This window comes from Nonomuraea sp. IBHARD001, from assembly GCF_056106265.1.
On the sequence record NZ_JBWBBW010000002.1, the window covers coordinates 7,026,846 to 7,047,023 of the forward strand.

The 20,178-nt window shown below is 70.2% G+C and carries 19 protein-coding genes; 10 read left to right on the plus strand and 9 right to left on the minus strand.

Annotated features, from left to right (window positions below; all coding sequences use genetic code 11):
* Positions 1–42: 42 nt before the first annotated feature.
* Positions 43–459 carry a VOC family protein gene (locus tag ACTWNK_RS33565; RefSeq protein ID WP_474308928.1) on the minus strand — a complete coding sequence of 139 codons (417 nt, stop codon included), beginning with the start codon at positions 457–459 and terminating at the stop codon, positions 43–45.
* A gap of 86 nt (positions 460–545) precedes the next feature.
* Here ACTWNK_RS33565 and ACTWNK_RS33570 point away from each other — a divergent pair, with 86 nt between their 5' ends.
* On the plus strand, positions 546–1,142 hold the full coding sequence (locus tag ACTWNK_RS33570; protein ID WP_474308929.1) for a TetR/AcrR family transcriptional regulator: 597 nt from the start codon (positions 546–548) through the stop codon (positions 1,140–1,142).
* Between the two features lie 73 nt (positions 1,143–1,215).
* On the opposite strand, the gene ACTWNK_RS33575 is transcribed toward ACTWNK_RS33570, so the two are convergent.
* The 4 genes from ACTWNK_RS33575 to ACTWNK_RS33590 all read right to left on the minus strand — a co-directional run bounded on the left by ACTWNK_RS33575 (position 1,216) and on the right by ACTWNK_RS33590 (position 6,639).
* Positions 1,216–2,475, minus strand: coding sequence for a class I SAM-dependent methyltransferase (locus tag ACTWNK_RS33575; protein ID WP_474308930.1), 1,260 nt, complete (start codon positions 2,473–2,475; stop codon positions 1,216–1,218).
* A gap of 4 nt (positions 2,476–2,479) precedes the next feature.
* Positions 2,480–3,829 (minus strand): FAD-binding oxidoreductase, encoded by a 1,350-nt coding sequence (locus ACTWNK_RS33580; protein ID WP_474311062.1) that lies wholly within the window; start codon positions 3,827–3,829, stop codon positions 2,480–2,482.
* Between the two features lie 190 nt (positions 3,830–4,019).
* A complete protein-coding gene (locus tag ACTWNK_RS33585) occupies positions 4,020–4,997 on the minus strand; it encodes an NAD(P)-dependent oxidoreductase (protein WP_474308931.1) in 978 nt (325 codons plus the stop codon).
* Between the two features lie 34 nt (positions 4,998–5,031).
* Positions 5,032–6,639 (minus strand): serine/threonine-protein kinase, encoded by a 1,608-nt coding sequence (locus tag ACTWNK_RS33590; RefSeq protein WP_474308932.1) that lies wholly within the window; start codon positions 6,637–6,639, stop codon positions 5,032–5,034.
* 173 nt (positions 6,640–6,812) lie between these two features.
* On the opposite strand from ACTWNK_RS33590, the gene ACTWNK_RS33595 reads away from it, so the two are divergent.
* Together ACTWNK_RS33595 and ACTWNK_RS33600 are read left to right on the plus strand one after the other, a co-directional pair.
* The gene (locus tag ACTWNK_RS33595; RefSeq protein ID WP_474308933.1) at positions 6,813–7,934 is read left to right on the plus strand and encodes a CaiB/BaiF CoA transferase family protein; all 1,122 of its coding nucleotides are present in this window, start codon (positions 6,813–6,815) and stop codon (positions 7,932–7,934) included.
* A gap of 84 nt (positions 7,935–8,018) precedes the next feature.
* Positions 8,019–9,167 (plus strand): cytochrome P450, encoded by a 1,149-nt coding sequence (locus ACTWNK_RS33600; protein WP_474308934.1) that lies wholly within the window; start codon positions 8,019–8,021, stop codon positions 9,165–9,167.
* Here ACTWNK_RS33600 and ACTWNK_RS33605 read toward each other — a convergent pair.
* Positions 9,154–10,368: an FAD-dependent monooxygenase gene (locus ACTWNK_RS33605; protein WP_474308935.1), complete on the minus strand. Its 1,215-nt coding sequence runs from the start codon at positions 10,366–10,368 to the stop codon at positions 9,154–9,156. The genes ACTWNK_RS33600 and ACTWNK_RS33605 overlap by 14 nt on opposite strands.
* A 70-nt stretch (positions 10,369–10,438) precedes the next feature.
* Between ACTWNK_RS33605 and ACTWNK_RS33610 the strand changes: the two genes are divergently transcribed.
* Positions 10,439–10,993 carry a TetR/AcrR family transcriptional regulator gene (locus ACTWNK_RS33610; RefSeq protein ID WP_474308936.1) on the plus strand — a complete coding sequence of 185 codons (555 nt, stop codon included), beginning with the start codon at positions 10,439–10,441 and terminating at the stop codon, positions 10,991–10,993.
* Here ACTWNK_RS33610 and ACTWNK_RS33615 read toward each other — a convergent pair.
* Both ACTWNK_RS33615 and ACTWNK_RS33620 read right to left on the minus strand, forming a co-directional pair.
* Positions 10,990–12,096, minus strand: a complete 1,107-nt coding sequence (locus ACTWNK_RS33615) for an LLM class flavin-dependent oxidoreductase (protein ID WP_474308937.1) — start codon at positions 12,094–12,096, stop codon at positions 10,990–10,992. The genes ACTWNK_RS33610 and ACTWNK_RS33615 overlap by 4 nt on opposite strands.
* Complete coding sequence (locus ACTWNK_RS33620) at positions 12,093–13,112, minus strand: LLM class flavin-dependent oxidoreductase (protein WP_474308938.1); 1,020 nt, start codon at positions 13,110–13,112, stop codon at positions 12,093–12,095. The genes ACTWNK_RS33615 and ACTWNK_RS33620 overlap by 4 nt, the downstream gene beginning before the upstream one ends.
* Positions 13,113–13,265: 153 nt before the next feature.
* Here ACTWNK_RS33620 and ACTWNK_RS33625 point away from each other — a divergent pair, with 153 nt between their 5' ends.
* A complete protein-coding gene (locus ACTWNK_RS33625) occupies positions 13,266–13,499 on the plus strand; it encodes a helix-turn-helix transcriptional regulator (RefSeq protein WP_474308939.1) in 234 nt (77 codons plus the stop codon).
* A 28-nt stretch (positions 13,500–13,527) separates the two neighbouring features.
* Positions 13,528–14,052, plus strand: coding sequence for a hypothetical protein (locus tag ACTWNK_RS33630; protein WP_474308940.1), 525 nt, complete (start codon positions 13,528–13,530; stop codon positions 14,050–14,052).
* On the opposite strand, the gene ACTWNK_RS33635 is transcribed toward ACTWNK_RS33630, so the two are convergent.
* A complete protein-coding gene (locus ACTWNK_RS33635) occupies positions 13,994–14,446 on the minus strand; it encodes a GyrI-like domain-containing protein (protein WP_474308941.1) in 453 nt (150 codons plus the stop codon). The genes ACTWNK_RS33630 and ACTWNK_RS33635 overlap by 59 nt on opposite strands.
* 99 nt (positions 14,447–14,545) lie before the next feature.
* Between ACTWNK_RS33635 and ACTWNK_RS33640 the strand changes: the two genes are divergently transcribed.
* The 4 genes from ACTWNK_RS33640 to ACTWNK_RS33655 all read left to right on the plus strand — a co-directional run bounded on the left by ACTWNK_RS33640 (position 14,546) and on the right by ACTWNK_RS33655 (position 19,949).
* The gene (locus ACTWNK_RS33640; RefSeq protein ID WP_474308942.1) at positions 14,546–15,985 is read left to right on the plus strand and encodes a GuaB1 family IMP dehydrogenase-related protein; all 1,440 of its coding nucleotides are present in this window, start codon (positions 14,546–14,548) and stop codon (positions 15,983–15,985) included.
* A 189-nt stretch (positions 15,986–16,174) separates the two neighbouring features.
* Positions 16,175–16,549: an FKBP-type peptidyl-prolyl cis-trans isomerase gene (locus tag ACTWNK_RS33645; RefSeq protein ID WP_474308943.1), complete on the plus strand. Its 375-nt coding sequence runs from the start codon at positions 16,175–16,177 to the stop codon at positions 16,547–16,549.
* Between the two features lie 118 nt (positions 16,550–16,667).
* The gene (locus ACTWNK_RS33650; RefSeq protein WP_474308944.1) at positions 16,668–18,194 is read left to right on the plus strand and encodes an ATP-dependent DNA ligase; all 1,527 of its coding nucleotides are present in this window, start codon (positions 16,668–16,670) and stop codon (positions 18,192–18,194) included.
* A gap of 1,098 nt (positions 18,195–19,292) precedes the next feature.
* Positions 19,293–19,949 (plus strand): septal ring lytic transglycosylase RlpA family protein, encoded by a 657-nt coding sequence (locus ACTWNK_RS33655; protein WP_474308945.1) that lies wholly within the window; start codon positions 19,293–19,295, stop codon positions 19,947–19,949.
* The last annotated feature ends 229 nt before the right edge of the window (positions 19,950–20,178 follow it).

Sequence of the window (20,178 nt, forward strand, 5' to 3'; positions counted from 1 at the left end):
GGAGTCGGCGAAGGCTTTGGGCGTACTCCGCCGCCTCGGCGATCAGGCGCCGGTGAAGGCCTCGGCGTACTCGGCGTGCGGCGGGATCTCGGTGATCACGTCGATGAGCACGCCGTTGGGGTCGGCCACGATGAAGTGGCGCTGACCGAAGCGCTCGCTGCGCAGGGACAGCTTCGCCTCAAGCCCGGCCCCGGTGACGAGGCGGTCGTACTCGGCGTCGACGTCCTCGACCTCGAAGTTGAGCAGCACGCCCTGGGCCGGGACCCGGTAGCCCTCGGGGATCGTCGGGTGCGTGTGGTCGAGCAGGGCGAGCTCGAAGTGCGGCGCGTCCTTGCGGCGCAGGCTGACGTACCAGTCGATCTCGAAGACGGTCTCGAAGCCCAGCAGTTCGGTGTAGAAGGTGTGCGACTCGGCGAGCCTGGAGGTGCCGATCACTGGATAGAAGCCGGTCAGACGCATGGAAACCACTCCTCGCTTCGGATACATACCATCGGTATGTGAGATACCGTAGATGCGTACCATCGGTATGTCAACGAGGCGGCGGCGTGAACAAGAAGGTGCGGCAGCGCGAGGAGACCAGGCGGCTGCTGCTGGCGGTGGCCAGGCGGCTGTTCGCCGAACGGGGCTACGCGGCGGTCAGCCTCAGCGAGATCGTGGCCGGGGCCGATCTGACCAAAGGCGCGCTCTACCACCACTTCGCCGGGAAGGCCGAGCTGTTTCGCGCGGTCGTCGAGCAGGTGCAGCAGGAGGTCGGCGAGCGCGTCGCCGCCGAGGCCGACCGGCGGGCCGACCCCTGGGAGCAGCTCCTCGCCGGGTGCCATGCGTTCCTCGCGGCCGGGTCCGACGCCGAAGTGCAACAGATCATGCTCATCGACGGCCCGGCCGTGCTCGGCTGGGACGCCTGGCGTGCCCTCGACCAGGCCGCCTCGATGCGTCATCTCGCCGAGGCGCTCGAAGGGCTGATGGCGGCCGGGGTCATCGCGGTCAGGCCGGTCGAGCCCCTGGTCCACCTGCTGTCGGGCGCGATGAACGAGGCGGCGATGTGGCTGGCGCGCGTCCCCGACCCCGAGGCCGCGCTACGCGACAGCTCGGCGGCGCTGACCCTGATGCTGCAGGCGCTGCGCACACCACACAACAACTGACGCCTTGGAACGGCGGACGGCCGGCGGCCCTGATCCTCCAGGGCCGCCGGCCGTGCTCCCGCAATGGGCCCGGTCAGGGCCAGTCGAGCGAAGGACGCAGCGGCATGTGCGCGCCCGCCATGTCGTCGAGCTTGACCGCGAGCACCTGGTGCAGCTGCACCTTGTTGCGCTCGAAGCCGACGATGCAGCCCGCCATGTAGAGCCGCCACACCCTGGCCGTGCCCCCGCCGACCTCCTGCAGAGCGTCCTCCCAGTTGTCGTCGAGGTTGTCGCACCAGTGCTTGAGCGTCCTGGCGTAGTGCTCGCGCAGGTTCTCCTCGTGCCTGACCTCGAAGCCGATGTCCTCCATCTGGCGGATCAGCCAGCCGACCGACTCCAGCTCACCGTCGGGGAAGACGTAGCGGTTGATGAAACCGCCCTTGTTGAACGTCTTCTCCGAGCCCGTCGGCCTGGTGATGCAGTGGTTGAGCAGCCGGCCGCCCGGCTTGAGCTTGCCGTACAGGAACTGGAAGTACGACGGGACGTTGGCGGCGCCGATGTGCTCGGTCAGACCGATCGAGCTCACTGCGTCGAAGCCGCTCTCGACGACGTCGCGGTAGTCCATGTGCCGGACTTCCGCCAGATCCTGCAGGCCCGCGTCGGCGATGGCCTTCTGCGCCCACTCCGCCTGCTGCTTGGACAGCGTGACGCCGAGAGCCTTGACTCCGTACTCGCGGGCGGCGTGTATGACCATGCCGCCCCAGCCGCACCCCACGTCGAGCAACCGCATGCCCGGCTCCAGGCCGAGCTTCTTGGCCACCAGGTCGAACTTGGCGTACTGCGCCTCCTCCAGCGTCGCGCCCTCGGTGGGGTACACGGCGCAGGTGTAGGCCATCGACGGGCCCAGCACCCAGCGGTAGAAGCGGTTCGACACGTCGTAGTGGTGGTGGATCGCCTCGGCGTCACGCTGTTTGGCGTGCCTGTTGCCGAGTCTGGCCAGCGCGCTCTGCCGTACCTCCTGGGGAGGCGGGGGCACACGCATGAGCAGGGGCTTGAGGCCGAGCGACTTGACCGCGGCGAACTTCTCCGCCTTGGTCAGGTCGTTGGTGGTCAGCGCCCACATGCGATTGAGCAGGGAGTACATGTCGCCGTGCACGTCCAGGTGTCCTGAGACGTAGGCTCTGGCCAGCCCCAGCTCGCCGGGCGCCTGGGCCAGATAGGCCACCGCCACGGGCGACTTGACCTCGATCCTGATGTCGGCCCCGTCGGGACCTGCCTTGCTTCCGTCGTAGGCGATGAACGCCACGTTGGCGTCGGCGCCGAATGTTGTCTCGAAAATAGATGCCAGTGTCACCGCATCACCTTCCACGCACGCACTTTTCATACAGATCGAGCAGTCGACCACGCGGGTCGTATTCCTGCTTGACCGGCCAATAGGCGTCCCCGTTGTAGAGCTGCCAGAACTGCTCACGCGGATAGAAGGACGTCGAGTAGAGGGACTTGTGCCCGTGCAGCTCGTGCACCGAGTGCTCGATGGCACGGTTGTAGTAGCCGTCGTACTGGCCCTTGGGCAGGGCCACCATGCCCCAGAAGCCGAAGTTGACATAGAGCTTGCCGGTCTCCAGCGGGTAGAGCGGCCATTCGCTCGACGACTTCAGCGGGCACATCCACACCGGGGTCATCCCGACCTGGGCGTGGAAGAACTCCAGGAACTCGGCCCCGCGCTCGACGGGTACCTCGATGTCCTGGATGACCGACTCCGAGGCGGGCTGGCCGCGCCAGCGATCCACCTTGGCCATGACGCCGTGCTTGCGGTCGAGCGCCACCAGCCTGCGGTAGACGTCGGAACGCATCCACTTGCGCGGCATCAGCGAACGCACCAGCGGCTGCTGCACCCCGAACGCCCGCGAGCACCAGAACCAGTCGGTGTCCCAGCGCCACAGGTAGTCGCGGATCGACAGCCAGTCGCGCGTGCGGGTCTGGATCGACTGGTAGTAGATCCGCATCCCGGTGTAGTCGGAGGTGTACGGCGCACGCTCGGCGAACCGGCCGATCGTCACGTAGAGCTCGGTCGGCGAGAAGAACACGCCGTCCACGAAATCGACGGCCTCGCCTTCGTACTCCATCCGCTCGCAGATCTCGGCCATGGCCAGCATGCACTTGTCGGCGTCGGCGAACGGGATGTGCGTGATCCTGACGTACGGCTGGACCCGCTTGAGCCTGATCCGGATGCGCAGGGCGTAGCCGAGTGTGCCGTAGGAGTTGGGGAAGGCCCCGAACAGCTCGCTGTGCTCGTTGTCGGCCCTGGCCACCACGACCCGGCCGTCGCCGGTGAGGATCTCCAGCTCCTCGACCGACTCGTGCGGCAGGCCGTCCCTGAAGCTGGTCGACTCGATGCCGAGACCGGTGACCGCTCCCCCGAGCGTGATCGTCTTGAGCTGCGGCACCACGAACGGCATGAGGCCGTGCGGCAGCGTGGCGTCGACCAGGTCCTCGTAGGTGGTCATGCCCTGCACCTCGGCCGTCATCGCGACCGGGTCGACGCTGATGACCTCGTTGAGATCACGGGCCGACAGCTTGGCCTCTTTGCCGGTGTCGCGGAACCTGAACAGGTTGGACGTGGCCTTCGCCAAGCGCGGCGCGGCGTCGTCGGGAATCTCGGCATAGGCCTGCCTGATCTGTTCCACGGCCCGCCGGTGTGCCGACATCTTCGTCACAGGATCCACCCCCAGGGCTGCGATAGAGATCGTCGGTAAGACCGTATCTCCCTACGCTGATCTGCACGAGACCGGGTGTGTCAATCGCGGGAAAACTCAACAGACTGCCAGGTCGCATGCGTACGCGGTGAGCGAACCAGGAAACTGTATCCGGACTCACCCTGATCGGCGGCGCACCGACTCACGGCATACGGCGTCTGACCACGGGAGACACCCCGTTGAGCACACCGGGGACCGCCCGGCCCTCGACGGCGGCGGTGAGATTGGCCAGCACGCGTGCGACGAGTCTGCCGGTGGCCTGCGGCGTCACTCCGGCCACGTGCGGCGACAGCAGGACGTTGCCCGCCGAGCGCAGCCGATCACCGGCGGGCAGCGGCTCCACCTCGAACACGTCCAGCGCCGCGCCGCCCAGATGCCCCGAACGCAGGGCCGAAACCAGGGCGTCCTGGTCGACGACGCCGCCCCTGGCCGCATTGATCAGCAGCGAGCCCTCGGGCATCGCGGCCGGGTCGATCAGTCCCCTCGTCTCCTCCGTCAGCGCGATGACCAGGACGAGCACGTCGGAGCCTGCCACGATCGCGTCGAGGTCGGCGAAGGTCGCGCCGTGGGTGTGCTCGCGCGGTGTACGCGTCCAGTAGCGCACCTCGCAGCCGAGCGCGCCGAACAGCCGGGCGCACGCCTGGCCGATCGGGCCGAACCCGACGATGCCCACCCGCGAGGCCGACAGGTCCTTCGGGGCCAGGTCGAGCTGCGGCCAGCCACCCGCGCGCACGGCCGCGTCGGCGGCGAGCAGCTTCCTGGACAGGGCGAGCGACGCGGCCAGGCACCATTCGGCCACCGAACCGGCGCTCACCCCCGCCGTGTTGGCCAGCGGCACCCCGGCCGCCGCGAGTGCGGCCAGGTCGTGCCCGTCGACGCCGACGGCGGGCTGCTGGACGAAGGCGAGCATCGGCGCGGCCGCGACCGCCTCCGCGTCGAGGGCGAGGGCGCCGCTCCAGTCGCCGAGCACCAGGTCGGCCGTGCCGAGCGCGGCCAGCAGCCCGGCCCGGTCACGCGTGGGCGGCGCCGTCACCAGCACCCGGTCGCCGAGCGGCCCGAGCAGAGCCGTCAGCGCGTCGAGAGGCACAGGGGGCAGGGCCAGCAGGCTCCACGGCGTCATCGGGCGGCCTTTCTCGGGCGGCCAGGGGGCCGGGTCAGGTGCCGGGCTCCGTGATCGGGCCGGTGGCCACCTCGGAGGGGCCCGGCGACTTCGGCGGCTGGGGCTCGATCGAGGAGGCCCCGCCGACGGTGAAGGTGGCGAACGCCGTGCGCCCGAGCCCGGTCCCGGCACGCCAGGTGGTCTCGGTGGTGGCCCACGACAACATGTACGCCGTCTGGCCGACGACGAGCACCCTGCGTACCTCGTGGTAGGCCGTTCCGGTCAGGGCCCACGGCGTCTGGGCGGCCGTCCAGGTGAACTCCCACTCCAGGCCGCCTCCGGCGACGCGCTTGCGCCTGATGGTCTGCGGGTTCTCGCCGCGCTGGCTGAAGCGCTCCTCGGTGTCGCGCAGGATCTGGGCGGCGTCGAGGCTGGAGTAGATCTCCTCGATGGACAGGCGTGCGCTCTGGTCGCGCTTGGCCCACTCGGTCGTGGAGTCGTGGCGTGCGCCCTTCCAGCCGACCGGGCGGCTGATCGTCCAGCCCGATGTGGAGGTCCACGGCCGCAACGGCGTGATCGTGCGCGAGGGCCTGGCGCTGGGCGTGAGGGTGGGCGAGGCGCTGGGACTCGGCGAGGGGCTGAGCGTCGGGCCGGGCGTCGGCTGCGCGCTCGCGGTCGGCTTGGCCGCCTGGGAGCCGTCGGCGGGGCCGGGTACGAGCTGGGTCCACGCGACGGTGCCCGCGCCCACCAGGACGACGGCCACGGCCGCGATCAGTGCGACGCGACCGCCGCCTTTGCGGGTCTTGGCCGGTCCGGGCGCCGCCGCGCGGGTGGAGGGCGGCGGCGTCGCCGACAGGGCGGCGAGCATGGCGTCGGCCTGCTCGGCGGTGGCGCGCTTGGCCGGGTCGCGCTGCAGCAACGCCGTCAGCGCCGGGTGCAGCGCGGGCGGGATGCGCCGGTAGTCGGGGTCCTCGCTCAGCAGCGCGCCGAGCGTCGCCATGGCCTCGCCCCTGTCGAACGGCGAGCGCCCGGTGAGCCCGGCGTACAGGGTGGCGCCCAGCGACCACAGGTCGGAGGCCGGACCGCAGTCGGCTCCCCTGACCCGTTCGGGGGCGAGGAAGCTGGGCGAGCCGGTGACCATGCCGGTCTTGGTGAGCGAGGTCTCGCCCTCGGCGGTGGCGATGCCGAAGTCGGTGAGCACGGCTCGGCCGTCCTCGGTGAGCAGGATGTTGCTCGGCTTGACGTCACGGTGCAGGATGCCCGCTGCGTGTGCGGCGCGCAGGGCCGACAGCACCTGGCGTCCCACGTCGGCGATCTGCCTGACGGGCAGTGCGCCCCTGGTGGCGACGACGTCCTCGATCGAGGGGGCGCGGACCAGCTCCATGATGATCCACGGCCGCTCGTCCTCCTCGACGACGTCGTAGATCGCCACGACGCTCGGATGGTTGAGCCTGGCCGCCGTCCGCGCTTCGCGGGTGGTGCGCAGCAGATGGGTCTCGCGGTCCAGATCGGACAGGCCAGGGGGCAGCAGCACCTCCTTGACCGCGATCGGCCGGTTGAGGAGGGTGTCGTGCCCTTCCCAGACCACGCCCATACCGCCTCGGCCGAGCTCGCGCAGCAGGCGGTAACGCCGGGCGATCAACCGTTCCCCGTCCGAAACCATGTCCAGCCCCTAGATCCTTCGCAACAGGGGGCAAGTTTCCCATAGCTGAGAGGCTCGCGCGGTGGTGTCTTGCCAGACCAGACCGAAGGTTGTTCTACTGGGCGGGCGAAACCTATGCATAGCCACCAATCGCTTGCTTGATTACCGGGCGATACGCAGTCGAGGAGAGAGCCATGTCCGAAGCCCCGCTGGCGGGAGTACGCGTCCTTGAGCTGGCCGGGCTGGCTCCCGGGCCCTTCGCCGGGATGATGCTCGCCGACCACGGCGCCGAGGTGCTGCGCGTCGACCGGGTGGCCACCGTCGAGGCCGAGGGCGACTCCCCGCGCACGGATGTGATGGACCGCGGCAAACACACGATCGGGCTGGACCTGAAATCGCCCGAAGGCGTGGCCGCGTTCAAGGAGCTGGCCGCAGGGGCCGATGTGGTCATCGAGGTCTTCAGGCCCGGTGTGGCCGAACGTCTCGGCATCGGGCCGGACGATCTGCTCGCGGACAACGAGCGGCTGATCTACGGGCGGATGACCGGCTGGGGGCAGGAGGGGCCGCTCGCCCTGCGGGCCGGGCACGACATCGGCTACATCGCGGTCTCCGGCGCGTTGTCGATGCTCGGGCGTGCGGGCCAGAAGCCGACGCCTCCGGTCAACATACTCGGCGACTTCGCCGGGGGCGGGCTCATGCTCGCCTACGGCGTGCTGCTCGCCCTGGTCGAACGCGGGCGCACCGGCAAGGGCAAGGTCATCGACGCGGCGATGGTCGACGGCGCCTCGGTGCTGATGTCGATGTTCCAGCACGCCGTGGGCAACGGCCTGTGGGGCGAGCGCGGCACCAATCTGCTCGACACCGGAGCGCCCATGTACGACACCTACGAGACGGCCGACGGGCAATACCTCGCGGTCGGCGCGCTCGAACCGCAGTTCTGGGCCGAGATGGTCGCCCTCATGGGCCTGACCGACCTGCCCGACCGCGACGACAGGACGCAGTGGCCCGCGCTGCGCGCCCGGCTCGAAGAGGCGTTCAGGACCAGGACGCGGGCGCAGTGGGAGGCGGTGTTCGAGGGGTCGGACGCCTGCGTCTCGCCCGTGCTGTCGATGGGCGAGGCCGCCGTCTACCCGCACAATGTCGCTCGCCGTACCTTTCGTGAGGTCGGTGGCCTGACCCATCCCGCGCCCGCGCCGAGGCTGGCCGGGGCGCCGGAGGCCGCGCTCGCGCCCGCGACCAGGCCGGCCGACCTGAGCGGCTGGGGGCTGAGCCGGGAGGCAGAGGCCAAGCTGCGGGCCGCGGGCGTCCTGGCCTGACTGACGCGACGTGTCCGGGGCGTCGCGCACGGGTACCCCCACAACGCCGGGACCCCCGACGCCCGGCGTGAGAGGTGGGCGGCCGTGGATCTGCTCGACGGCGAGATGTACGCAGGCGACCCCGGACCCGTCTACGCCTGGCTGCGTGAGCACTCCCCCGCGCACTGGGACGAGGCCAACGGCCTGTGGGGCGTGAGCAGGCATGCCGACGTCACGGCCGTCGAGCGCGACCCGGAGCTGTGGAGCAGCGCGGGCGGCTACCGGCCCGGCCTGCCGTCGGACCCGTCGATGATCGGCATGGACGACCCCGAGCACGCCGCCAGGCGACGCCTGATCCACCGGCGTTTCACCCCACGCCACGTGCACGAGCGCTACGCCGCGCGGGTGCGTGAGGTGGTCGTCGAGCAGATCGAGCAGGCGCTGGAGCTCGGCGCGGTCGACGCCGTGCCCGCGCTCGCCGCGCCGCTGCCCGCCCGGATGATCGGCTGGCTGCTCGGCTTCCCCGACGAGCAGTGGCCGCTGCTCGTCGACTGGTCGGCGCGCACGATCGTGGCCGGAGGCGGCCCGCAGTACGTGACGCACGACGCCGCCGTCGCCGCCGGTGAGTTCGGCCTGGCCGCGCTCGAACTCGCCGCCGAGCGCAGGAAGTGCCCGCGCGACGACCTGATCTCCCTGTGGTCGTCGCGTGCCGACTACGACGACGACCATCTGGCCAACGAGGCCCTGCTCCTGCTCGACGGCGGCGCCGAGACGACCAGGACGGTGATCGCCACCGCCCTGGACGCGCTGATCCGCCATCCGGACCAGTGGGACCTGCTGCGCCGCGACCCCTCGCTGATCGGCGACGCCGTCGAGGAGTTCATCCGCTGGAGCACGCCGATCCTCACCATGTGCCGCTCGGCCACCCGCGACACCGCACTGCACGGCCTGCCGATCGCCAAGGGCCAGCAGGTCCTGCTCATGTACGGCGCCGCCAACCGCGACCCGGCCGTCTTCGACGACCCCGACGCCTTCGACGTGACCCGGGCGCCGGGCGGGCACATCGCGTTCGGGCTCGGCACGCACTTCTGCCTGGGAGCGGCGCTGGCCAGGCTGGAGCTGCGCGTGTTCTTCGAGGAGTGGATACGCAGGGTCGAGTCGGCGGCGTGGGGCGACGGGCGGGGGCCGAGGATCCTGGCCAGCCCGTTCGTCAGGGGGGTCACCGCCTTCCCGATCGTCCTCACCGCCCGGTGAGCTGGTAGTCCTCGACCTCGAAGCTCTCGTGCAGGCCGATCCCGCCTCCGGCCAGCGCGGTCAGCCGGCGCGACACCCCCACGGGCAGGCTGGTGACCAGCTTGGCCCCGTACACGGTCGCCCAGCGGCCCAGCGTGGTGGCGGGCAGCAGCCTGACGGCCGCCTTCCTGCCGAACTCCCGGCTGTATTCGACGAACGGGCCCAGCGCGCGCTCGTAGGCGGGGAAGGCGACGGTGTGGTCGCCGCCCGCCGCGATCAGCTCGCCCGCCAGGACGTACGCCCCGGCCACGGCCAGGCTGGTGCCGCCGCCGACGGCCGGTCCCGGCGAGTAGCCCGCGTCGCCCGCCAGGCTGACCCGCCCGCGCGACCACGACGCCATCTCGATCCGCGTGATCGAGTCGAAGTAGAACGCCTCGGCCGACTCCAGCTCGCGCAGCATCCTGGGCAACTCCCAGCCGACCCCGGCGAAACGCCGTGCGAGCAGTTCCTTCTGGCGTGCGGTGTCACGGTAGTCGTAGTCGAGCGCCGGGCTGCGGAACATCAGCAGCGCGCGTGCGTCGTCGAGCCCGTTGGAGCTGTACATCCCCGCCATCGCGCCGGTCCCGCTGTAGGTGAACATACGGCCGTCGAGCCCGAGATAGTTCGGCAGCGAGAACACCCCGAGATAGGCCCCGGCGAACCTGGTGAAACGCGACTCCTCACCGAAGGCCAGCCGCCTGACCGTCGAGTGCAGCCCGTCGGCGCCGATCACCAGGTCGAAGCGCCTGGGTGCGGCCCGTTCGAACGTCACCTCGACGCCGTGCGCGTCCTGCTCAAGGGTGGCGACGGAGTCGCCGAACAGGTACTCGGCATCGCCTGCCGTGGCGTCGTACAGGATCTGGGACAGGTCGTCGCGCATGATCTCGACGTGTTTGCCGGACAGGGTGCCGATCAGCCTGCCGACATGGACGTCGACCGGTCGTGGCAGGCCCTCGCCGACGATCGTCAGCACCTCGGTGCCGGTCTTCCTGGCCAGCACCTGCTCGCGCAGCCCCATGCGCTCCACGATCGTCATCGCCGGTCTGAACAGGTCGACGGCATGTCCGGCCGTCTTGCGCAGCGCGGGTGTGCGCTCGACGACGGTGACCTCGTAACCGCCTCTGGCCAGCCACCAGGCCAGCACGGGACCGGCGACACTCGCCCCGGAAATCAGGATGTTCACGGCAAACCCCTCTCCTTACTTAACGGATGGTAAGTCAATCGCTGACTTAACGGAAGGTAAGGTGAGAGATGTGAGACCAACCGGCACCAAAGCCAGGATCCAGGCGGTCGCCAAGGAGCTCTTCGCGGAGAAGGGCCTGCAGCAGACAAGCCTGCAGGACATCGCCTCCCGGCTCGGCATCACCAAACCGGCGCTGTACTACCACTTCGCCTCACGCGACGAGCTCGTGCAGAGCATCGTGCAGCCGATGGCCGACGCCATGGAGGCCTTCCTCGCCACCCAGCGCGTGGAGCCCGCGCCCGACAGACGGGCCTTCCTCCAGGAGTACTTCTCCGTCATCCACGCCCAGCGCGACATCGCCGTCTTCGTGGTCAGGGAGCTCAGCACGCTGGCCTATCTCGACCTGGGCAGCCGCATGTTCGTCTGGCGCGGGCAGATCATCAGGCTGCTGGTCGGCCCGGACGCCCCGCTGGCCATGGAGGCACGGGCGATCGTCGCCATCGGCGGTATGTCGGACTGCGTGGTGCACTTCGCGGACGCGCCGTACGCCGAGCTCGCGACCGCCGCCGTCGACGCGGCGTACGCGGCCCTCGGCGCCGACTCGCCGAGGGCCGCGACCGGTTAGCCGATCCACTCCTTGGCCAGCAGCTGCAGGGAACGCACCCGATCGGCGTGGTCGTGCGTGATGGTGGTGACCAGCAGCTCGTCGGCCCGCGTCACGTCCCTGAGCACACGCAGCCGCTCGGCCACCTGCTCGGGCGTCCCCACGAACTGCGTGTCCAGCCGATCGGCCACCAGCGCCAGATCCTGCTCACTCCACACCTCGGCCGCCGCCTCCTCGATCGACGGATAGGGAATCGCCCCCGCCCCCGACCTGATCGAACGCACCCACAGCCCGTACGGCGTGGCCAGCTCGCGGGCGCGCTCCTCGGTCTCGGCCACCACGACATCGGCCGAGACGATCACATGCGGGGCGCCGACGGCCGCCGAGCGGTAGGCCTCGACGGCTTCGAGCACGGCCGAAGGCGCCACGTGGTAGTTGGCCGCGAACGGCAGGCCGCGCGCGGCGGCGACCTGGGCGCTCTGCCCGCCGCTGCTGCCCAGCACCCACACCTGAAGGTCGGCGCCCTCGCCAGGGGTGGCATGCACGTCGAAGCCCTCGACGGAGTGCGTGCCCGCGATGAGTTCGAGGATCGCGTCGACCTGCTCGCCGAAGTCGGGCGACTGGGCGCCGGGCTGCTGCAGCAGTGAGGCCAGCGCCTTGAGCCTGGCCGACCCGGCCAGTGCGGCGAAGGAGAACTCCTCCGGGATGAGCAGCCCGTCCACCACCCGGCGCGACTTGGGCGGGGCCGGAGCCGGCGGCGGCTGCTTGGCCAGCTCGCTCCTGCGCTGGCCCGAACGGCCGAGCCCGAGGTCGATGCGGCCCGGGTGCAGGCCGTCCAGCAGGCCGAACTGCTCCACGACGGCCAGCGCGGTCTGATGGCCGAGCTGCACCGCGCCCGAGCCGACCCTGATCGAGCTGGTCGCGGCGGCGACCGCGCCGATCAGCACGGCCGGGGCGGCGCTGGCGACACCGGGTGCGAAGTGGTGCTCGGCCAGCCAGTAGCGGTGGTACCCGGCCGTCTCGGCATGCCTGGCCAGGTCGATGGTGTTGGCGAGCGCGTCGGCGACGGTGCCGCCTGAGGTCAGCGGGGCCAGATCGAGAATGGAAAGGGGGGTGGTGGTCACAGCGGCCTACTCGCAATCTCTCGGCGGAGCACGGGGGCGACCTCGCTCTGGAACAGTTCGAGCGAGTTGCGGTGTTGCTTGTCGGTCAGGCCGTCGGCGTCGGCCTGGACGTGCATGACCTCGTGACCGAGGCGTTCGTGGTAGCGGTGCACCTTGTCGACGACCTGCTGCGGACTGCCGACCAGGATGGAGCTGCGCTCGACGGCGTCCTCGATCGTGGGGAAGACCGGCTCGACGCCGTGCGCCTTGAACAGCGCCAGCCTGCGCTCGAACACCGGACGGTAGGCCTCGACCGCCTCCTGCGAGGTGGGCGCCACATACAGTCCGGCGCTTCCCGCGCCGACCAGGGCCTGCTCCGGGTCGTGCCCGTGGTGGGCCCAGCGCTCCCGGTAGTGGGCGACGAGCTCGGCATAGGGTTCGACGGGATTGGTGACGTTGGCCGAGAAGAGCGGGTCGCCGTGCACGGCGGCCAGTTCGACCGACTCCTTGCTGGTCGCACTGCCGTGCCAGACCCTGATCGGCTGCTGCAACGGCCTCGGCCAGGTCTCGGCCTCGTGCAGCGAGGGCCGGAAGTCGCCCTCCCACGTGACCTTGTCCTCACGCCACAGCCTGCGGAACAGCTCGTAGCCCTGGCGGTTGCGCTCCCACTGGTCCTCTGCCGTGACATGGAAGAGCTGGGCCTGGGCCGCGCCGTTGCCCTTGCCGATGATGAGCTGCAGCCGTCCGCCCGAGAGGTTGTCGAGCGTGGCGTAGTCCTCGTAGGCGCGGACGGGGTCGAGCAGGCTCAGCGTGGTGACCGCGGTGAACAGCTTGATGCGCGTGGTGAGCGCGGCGACATGGCTGAGGACGACAGGCGGCGAGGAGGAGAGGAACGGCCGTTCGTGGCGCTCGCCCACCCCGAACCCGTCGAACCCGAGCTCCTCCGCCAGAACCGCGTTGTCGACGACCTCGCGCAACCTTTCGGCGGCGGGCTTCTTCCCGTCATGAACGATCAGCGTGATGGCCAGGAACTTCACAACATCACCCCTTATTTCCTACCAAAATAACATGCAATGGTGATGGATAGTAGGGATTGGCCTGGATGTAGTACATGTACTACATTCCTTCGTATGGATACTGCACCCAGTGGCCGTGGCGCTCCCCTGGCCTGGAAAACGTGAGGTCGCAGCATGTCGCCGGAAATCGTCCACAACCGCATTCCCATGCTGCGCGCCGAGCGCGGGATCTCCCGCAAGGACCTGGCGCTGGCCCTGGGCGTGCACTACCAGACCGTGGGCTACCTGGAGCGCGGCGAATACAGCCCCAGCCTGTTCCTGGCGCTCAGGATCGCGGAGTACTTCGAGGTGCCGGTGGAGGTGGTGTTCTCCCTGCACCCCTTCCCCAGGATCGGCGCAGCGGGATGAACGCGGCTTCGACGAACGGAGTGTGGAGATGACCGACTATCGGCACGGGCGGCAGGCCCGTCTGGAGCCGGCCGCGCAGCGCACCGGCGGCCTCGTCGCCACCCGGCCCGGACGCCGCCGGATCGTCGTGGCCGGAGCCCTCGTGCTCGCCCTGCTGTGGACCGGGCTCGTGGTCATCGTCGTCCAGGCGCCCGGCGACCTGGCCCGCGACGTCTACCTGACCGTCCTGGCGCTCACCGTGCTCGCCGGGCTGCCGATCGCCGGGCTCCTCACGATCGCCACCCGCGGCGCCACCACCCTGCCGATCCACCTCCTCGACGAACGCCAGCAGGCCGAGCGGCAGCACGCGCACGCCACCGGGCACAAGGTGACGTCGCTCCTGCTGGGCGCCCTGACAGTGCTGGCCGTCTTCTGGGCCTCAGGCTTCTGGGCCTCGGGCGGCGCCGCCCTCCCCGTCACAGCCCTGCCGCTCGTCGCGTACGGCCGTGCCGCGGCTAGACCGCGATGTACAGGTCGGCGCCGCCCGGGTGGTGCACCTCCAGGTCGGTGGTGAACGCGCGGGGCGGTGTGCCGCCTGACTCGGTGTGCTTCCACACCTGCTGCCACGCCTCGACGATCGCGCCCGGCATCGGTCCGCGCGCCTCCACCCGCAACGCCCGCCCGCCCGGCACCCGTACCGCGACCATGCCTTCGGGCAGCCTCGGCACCGTGCGCACCGCGACGCCCACGATCTGGGTGTAGGCCCCGTGGTGATCGCTCTCGTAGTCGGTCAGCACCGCGTACAGCAACTCGTCCACCCGTCCGGGCACGTGCGCGAACGCCCCCGGCGCACCCGCACGCTGCCACAACCCCGGCAACGCCGCCCGGGTCTGGTCCAGCTCGTCGGCATTGGTGGTCCGTACGGCGAAGCCCACCACCAGCGCTTCCTGCCGTTCGACGATCTCCATCTGACCCCTCCACCCCGTTTTCCCTCGCCCCCGGATCATAAGCGCACACGAAGGGGGGAACGCTCACTCTTGACCAGACACCACATAAGGTGGGCATACGTGAAGTTCCTCAACGGCCTGCAGCCGTCCTATGACCTGACATACAGCGACGTGTTCATGGTGCCTTCGCGCTCCTCGATCGGCTCCAGGCTCGGTGTGGACCTGTCGACCGGCGACGGGACCGGCACCACGATTCCGCTCGTCGTCGCCAACATGACGGCCGTCGCCGGACGCCGGATGGCCGAGACCGTCGCCAGGCGCGGCGGCATCACGGTCATCCCGCAGGACATACCGCTCGACGTGGTCGCCGATGTCGTCGACTGGGTCAAGAAGCGCGATCTCGTCCACGACACGCCGCTCACCCTCACGCCGCACGACACCGTCGGCGAGGCGCTCAACCTGCTGCCCAAGCGGGCACACGGCGCCGTCATCGTCGTCGACTGGGACAACAGGCCCATCGGTGTGGTCACCGAAGCCGACTGCCACGGCGTCGACATGTTCACCCAGCTCGACCAGGTCATGTCCAGCGAACTTCTCACCCTGCCCGCCGGGCTCGACCCCCGGGTCGCCTTCGACAGGCTGCACGAGGGCCGGCACCGCCTGGCGCCCATCGTCGACGGCGAAGGCCGCCTCGTCGGCATTCTCACCCGGACCGGCGCGTTGCGCGCCACGCTGTACCAGCCCGCGCTCGACGCCTCCGGCCGCCTGCGCGTCGCCGCCGCCGTCGGGGTCAACGGGGACGTCGCGGCCAAGGCCAAGGAGCTGCTCGACGCCGGGATCGACTGTCTCGTCGTCGACACCGCGCACGGCCATCAGGAGAAGATGATCTCCGCCCTGCGTGCCGTACGGGAGCTCGACCCCGCCGTGCCCGTCGCCGCCGGGAACGTCGTCACCGCCGGTGGGGTCGCCGACCTCGTCGAAGCCGGGGCGGACATCGTCAAGGTGGGCGTCGGGCCGGGCGCCATGTGCACCACACGCATGATGACCGGCGTGGGCCGTCCGCAGTTCTCCGCCGTACTGGAGTGCTCGGCCGAGGCCCGCCGTCTCGGCCGCCACGTGTGGGCCGACGGAGGAGTACGCCATCCACGCGACGTCGCCCTCGCGCTTGCGGCCGGCGCGGCCAATGTGATGATCGGCTCGTGGTTCGCGGGCACGTACGAGTCGCCGGGCGACACCCGCACCGCCGCCGACGGCCGCAAGTACAAGGAGAACTTCGGCATGGCCTCCGCCCGAGCCGTACGCCTCCGCACGGCCGAGGACACCGCCTTCGAACGCGCCCGCAAGTCGCTGTTCGAGGAGGGCATCTCGACGTCGCGCATGTACCTGGATCCGCAGCGGCCGAGCGTGGAGGACCAGATCGACGCGATCGTGGCCGGGCTCCGGTCGTCCTGCACGTATGCGGGGGCGGCGAGCCTGGAGGAGTTCTTCGAGCGGGCCGTGGTGGGGGTGCAGAGCTCCTCGGGGTACACGGAGGGAATGCCGTTGCATCAGAGCTGGTAGACGGGGCTGGGCTCCGTGAACCAGGAGCTCCGGACCGATCGCATGAGAACCCGCGAGGCTCGCCGTGCCGTACATAGCAGGGGGTGCCGGTCAGGATTGTGTGGAGGTCAGGGGTGGGTGTGCGGCGTGGTGACGGTGGGGGCGCGTAGAGTCGTGCGGTCCAACTGTTTTCACGGATCAGGAGCACCTGTGGCACTCGAGAAGCCGGAAATCGACTTCCCGGAGGGCAACCCGCCCGCCGACCTGGAGATCGTCGACATCGTCGTCGGGGACGGCCCCGAGGCCAAGTCGGGACACAACGTCAGCGTGCACTACGTCGGCGTCTCGTTCTCGACCGGCGAGGAGTTCGACGCCTCGTGGAACCGCGGCTCGGCCTTCCAGTTCCCGCTCGGCGGCGGGCGCGTCATCGCCGGCTGGGACCAGGGCGTGGCCGGTATGAAGGTCGGCGGCCGGCGCAAGCTGGTCATCCCGCCGCACCTCGGCTACGGCAACAGGGGTGCCGGCGCGGCCATCAAGCCCGGCGAGACGCTCATCTTCGTCGTTGACCTCCTCGGCGTGAACTGACGCCCCCAGGGGGTGAGTCGGCCCACCGCCCTCACCCCCTCCCCCAAATACGGCGAAACACCGCCCTACCAGGCCCCCGACCCGCGACTTTGTCAGTCCGGTAGGGCACGATAGCGGTGTGTTGCTGATCGACGTGGCTCGCGTCTCCGAAGCCGTGGCGAGGACGTCCGCCCGGCTGGGCAAGGTCGGCCATCTGGCCGAGTTGCTCGGCCGTGTGAGCGCGTCCGAAGCCGAGATCGCCATCGCCTACCTCTCCGGCGAGCTGCCTCAGCGTCAGATCGGCGTCGGCTGGCGCACCCTGCAGGACCTGCCGCAGCCCAAACTCATGGCAACCGCCACGCTCACCGACATCGACGCCCTGCTCAGCCGTATCAAGGCCGTGTCCGGCGCCGGGTCCCAGGCTGCCCGCAAGGCCCTGGTCACCGAGCTGTTCGCCGCCGCGACCAGCCAGGAGCAGAGCTTCCTCATCAAGCTGCTCAGCGGCGAACTCCGCCAAGGCGCCCTCGACGGTGTGATGATCGAGGCGATCGCGAAGGCGTCGGGTGCGCCGTCCGCCGACGTACGGCGAGCGCTGACGTTGCGGGGGTGGCTGCCCGCCGTGGGGGCCGCGGCGCTGGCGGGCGGGGTGGAGGCGTTGCGGGCGTTCAAGCTGGAGGTGGGCAGGGCGGTCTCGCCGATGCTCGCGGGCAGCGCGCCCTCGATCGCCGCCGCGCTGGAGAAGATCGGCGGACCGGCGGCGCTGGAGTGGAAGCTCGACGGCGTGCGGGTTCAGGTGCACCGGTCCGGCTCCGAGGTCAGGGTGTTCACGCGCACGCTCGACGACATCACCGCCCAGGTCCCCGAGCTGGTCGAGGCCGTGCTCGCCGTACGTTCCAGCGATCTTGTGCTGGACGGTGAGGTGATCGCGTTGCGGGGGGACGGGAGGCCCGAGCCGTTCCAGGTGACGGTGTCGCGGGTCACCAGCAAGATCGATGTCGCGGCGCTGCGTGAGAGCACGCCGCTCAGCGCGTACTTCTTCGATGCCTTGCGGGTGGACGGCACCGATCTGCTCGACCTGCCGTACTCCTCCCGGCATGAGGCCTTGGCCGCCGCCGTTCCCGCCGACCTGCTGACCCCTCGCCTGGTGACCGACGACGCCGAGGCGGGAGCCGCGTTCTTCGCCGATGTGCTCCGGCTCGGCCATGAGGGTGTGGTGGTCAAGTCGCTCGCCTCGCCCTACGCGGCGGGCAGGCGTGGCGCCGGGTGGATCAAGGTGAAGCCTCGCCACACGCTCGACCTGGTCGTACTCGCCGCCGAATGGGGGCACGGCCGGCGCGAGGGCAAGCTGTCCAACCTTCATCTCGGCGCTCGCGATCCGGAGTACGGGGGGTTCGTGATGCTCGGCAAGACGTTCAAGGGGCTGACCGACGAGCTGCTCGCCTGGCAGACCGAACGCTTCCTCGAACTCGCCGACGGCCCCACCGACGGCTGGACCGTCACCGTGCGCCCCGAACTGGTCGTCGAGATCGCCTTCGACGGCGTACAACGCTCCCCTCGCTACCCCGGCGGCATGGCCCTCCGCTTCGCCCGCGTCCTCCGCTACCGCCCCGACAAAACCCCCACCCAGGCCGACACCGTACAAACAGTCCGCTCCCTTCTCCTCTAACCCGCCCTGCGGAACGGTCCCCCACACCGACACCTTCCGCCCCTCACCACCACAGCCGGCCCGCGCAACACATTCACCCCCCGCCCGGGCGTACTCTCTCCGCGTCCCCCTTCCTTTACGGCAAGCCCCCTCACGCTCCCCCGTGAGCACGGGGCCGGGCCCCACCGCTCGACGCCCCTCAAGCCGACTCCGCCCCCACCGCAACATCCCCCACACCCCCACACCCCCGCCAACTGGGCGAAGCCACAGGCGAAGCCACAGGCGAAGCCACAGGCGAAGCCACAGGCGAAGCCACAGGCGAAGCCACAGGCGAAGCCACAGGCGAAGCCACAGGCGAAGCCACAGGCGAAGCCACAGGCGAAGCCACAGGCGAAGCCACAGGCGAAGCCACAGGCGAAGCCACAGGCGAAGCCACAGGCGAAGCCACAGGCGAAGCCACAGGCGAAGCCACAGGCGAAGCCACAGGCGAAGCCACAGGCGAAGCCACAGGCGAAGCCACAGGCGAAGCCACAGGCGAAGCCACAGGCGAAGCCACAGGCGAAGCCACAGGCGAAGCCACAGGCGAAGCCACAGGCGAAGCCACAGGCGAAGCCACAGGCGAAGCCACAGGCGAAGCCACAGGCGAAGCCACAGGCGAAGCCACAGGCGAAGCCACAGGCGAAGCCACAGGCGAAGCCACAGGCGAAGCCACAGGCGAAGCCACAGGCGAAGCCACAGGCGAAGCCACAGGCGAAGCCACAGGCGAAGCCACAGGCGAAGCCACAGGCGAAGCCACAGGCGGCGGGGCAGGGCAGGGCCGGGTCTGTGGGGGTGTGAGGGCTGGGCGGGCAGGCTGGGCCGTTTTGGCGATACGTGGGTGATCGAGCGCGTACGCTCGGTGTTCGCATGGCCGGGATGACCAAAGTGAGATGTGTCACGGTATGTGCGCTTAAGTTGTCTTTACTGCCCGTATGTCGCATATGTTCAAGCGCACCGTGGGGCACCCCTTGCCCTGCTCGGGATCGGCCGACGCGCTCCCCCATCACCTCCACCGCCCGTCCGGCCCTCCCATGCCCTGTCCCCGATCTAGGACCGTGGTTCCCCTTGGGCCAGCACTCCATGAAGCCGTCCGCCAAGCAGGACGGCGCCTCCCGTCTGAACACGCTCACCGCATCGGGCAAACGCCGCTGGGCCACCATCGCGGCCGGAGCCGCAGTCGTGGTAGCCGCATCGGCCACCACCTGGATCGCCGTGGCGAACGGCGAGGAGTCCCCGGCCACCGCCGCAGTCGGCCTCGCCCCGCCCCAGAACGCTCCCGCCTCCCCCAGCGTCACCCCCTCCGCCGACACCACGTCGACGACCAGCCCGGACGCCACCCCGTCGCCCCTCAAGCCCAGCGACAGCGCCCCGGCCACGACCAAGGCGACGCCCGAGCCGTCCAAGGCCAAGACCGAGCCGAAGAAGCAGGCCAAGCCCCAGCCCCGCGTACTCTCCAGCGGCCGATGCGGCGCCTCCTTCTACTGGGAGCCCCAGATGACCGCCAGCGGCGAGCGCTTCAACCCGTCGGCGCTGACCGCGGCCCACAAGACCCTCCCGCTGGGCAGCAAGGTACGCGTGACAAACCCCTCCACAGGCGACGCGATCACCGTGCGCATCAACGACCGCGGCCCCTTCGTAGGCGGCCGATGCCTCGACCTCTCCAAGGCCGCCTTCTCCGCCATCGGCGACACCGACGCCGGCGTGATGAACGTCAAGTACGAGGTCCTGGCCCGCTAGTCGCCACCGCCCAACGCCTCGCCCTACCGCCCAGCACACGCAGGGCACACGTACGGCCTCACCTCTCTCACATGCCTCGCCGGGGCCACACCGCCCGCGCCTCGAACCCGCACAGCCCCCTCGGCAGGCCCGTGGACGAACAGGAGTACGCGGCCAACACCTCCAACGGTGTCGCGAAGCGGCGAAGGCGGCCTGTGACAGTTCGGGCGAGCTCTCAGCCACAGCAGCG

Coding starts and splice junctions, on each gene's coding strand:
- ACTWNK_RS33590 (WP_474308932.1), bottom strand. CDS start 6,639: ATGGTTTCGGACGGGGAACGGTTGATCGCCCGGCGTTACCGCCTGCTG.
- ACTWNK_RS33630 (WP_474308940.1), top strand. CDS start 13,528: ATGACCGACTATCGGCACGGGCGGCAGGCCCGTCTGGAGCCGGCCGCG.
- ACTWNK_RS33595 (WP_474308933.1), top strand. CDS start 6,813: ATGTCCGAAGCCCCGCTGGCGGGAGTACGCGTCCTTGAGCTGGCCGGG.
- ACTWNK_RS33565 (WP_474308928.1), bottom strand. CDS start 459: ATGCGTCTGACCGGCTTCTATCCAGTGATCGGCACCTCCAGGCTCGCC.
- ACTWNK_RS33585 (WP_474308931.1), bottom strand. CDS start 4,997: ATGACGCCGTGGAGCCTGCTGGCCCTGCCCCCTGTGCCTCTCGACGCG.
- ACTWNK_RS33635 (WP_474308941.1), bottom strand. CDS start 14,446: ATGGAGATCGTCGAACGGCAGGAAGCGCTGGTGGTGGGCTTCGCCGTA.
- ACTWNK_RS33655 (WP_474308945.1), top strand. CDS start 19,293: ATGAAGCCGTCCGCCAAGCAGGACGGCGCCTCCCGTCTGAACACGCTC.
- ACTWNK_RS33625 (WP_474308939.1), top strand. CDS start 13,266: ATGTCGCCGGAAATCGTCCACAACCGCATTCCCATGCTGCGCGCCGAG.
- ACTWNK_RS33580 (WP_474311062.1), bottom strand. CDS start 3,829: ATGTCGGCACACCGGCGGGCCGTGGAACAGATCAGGCAGGCCTATGCC.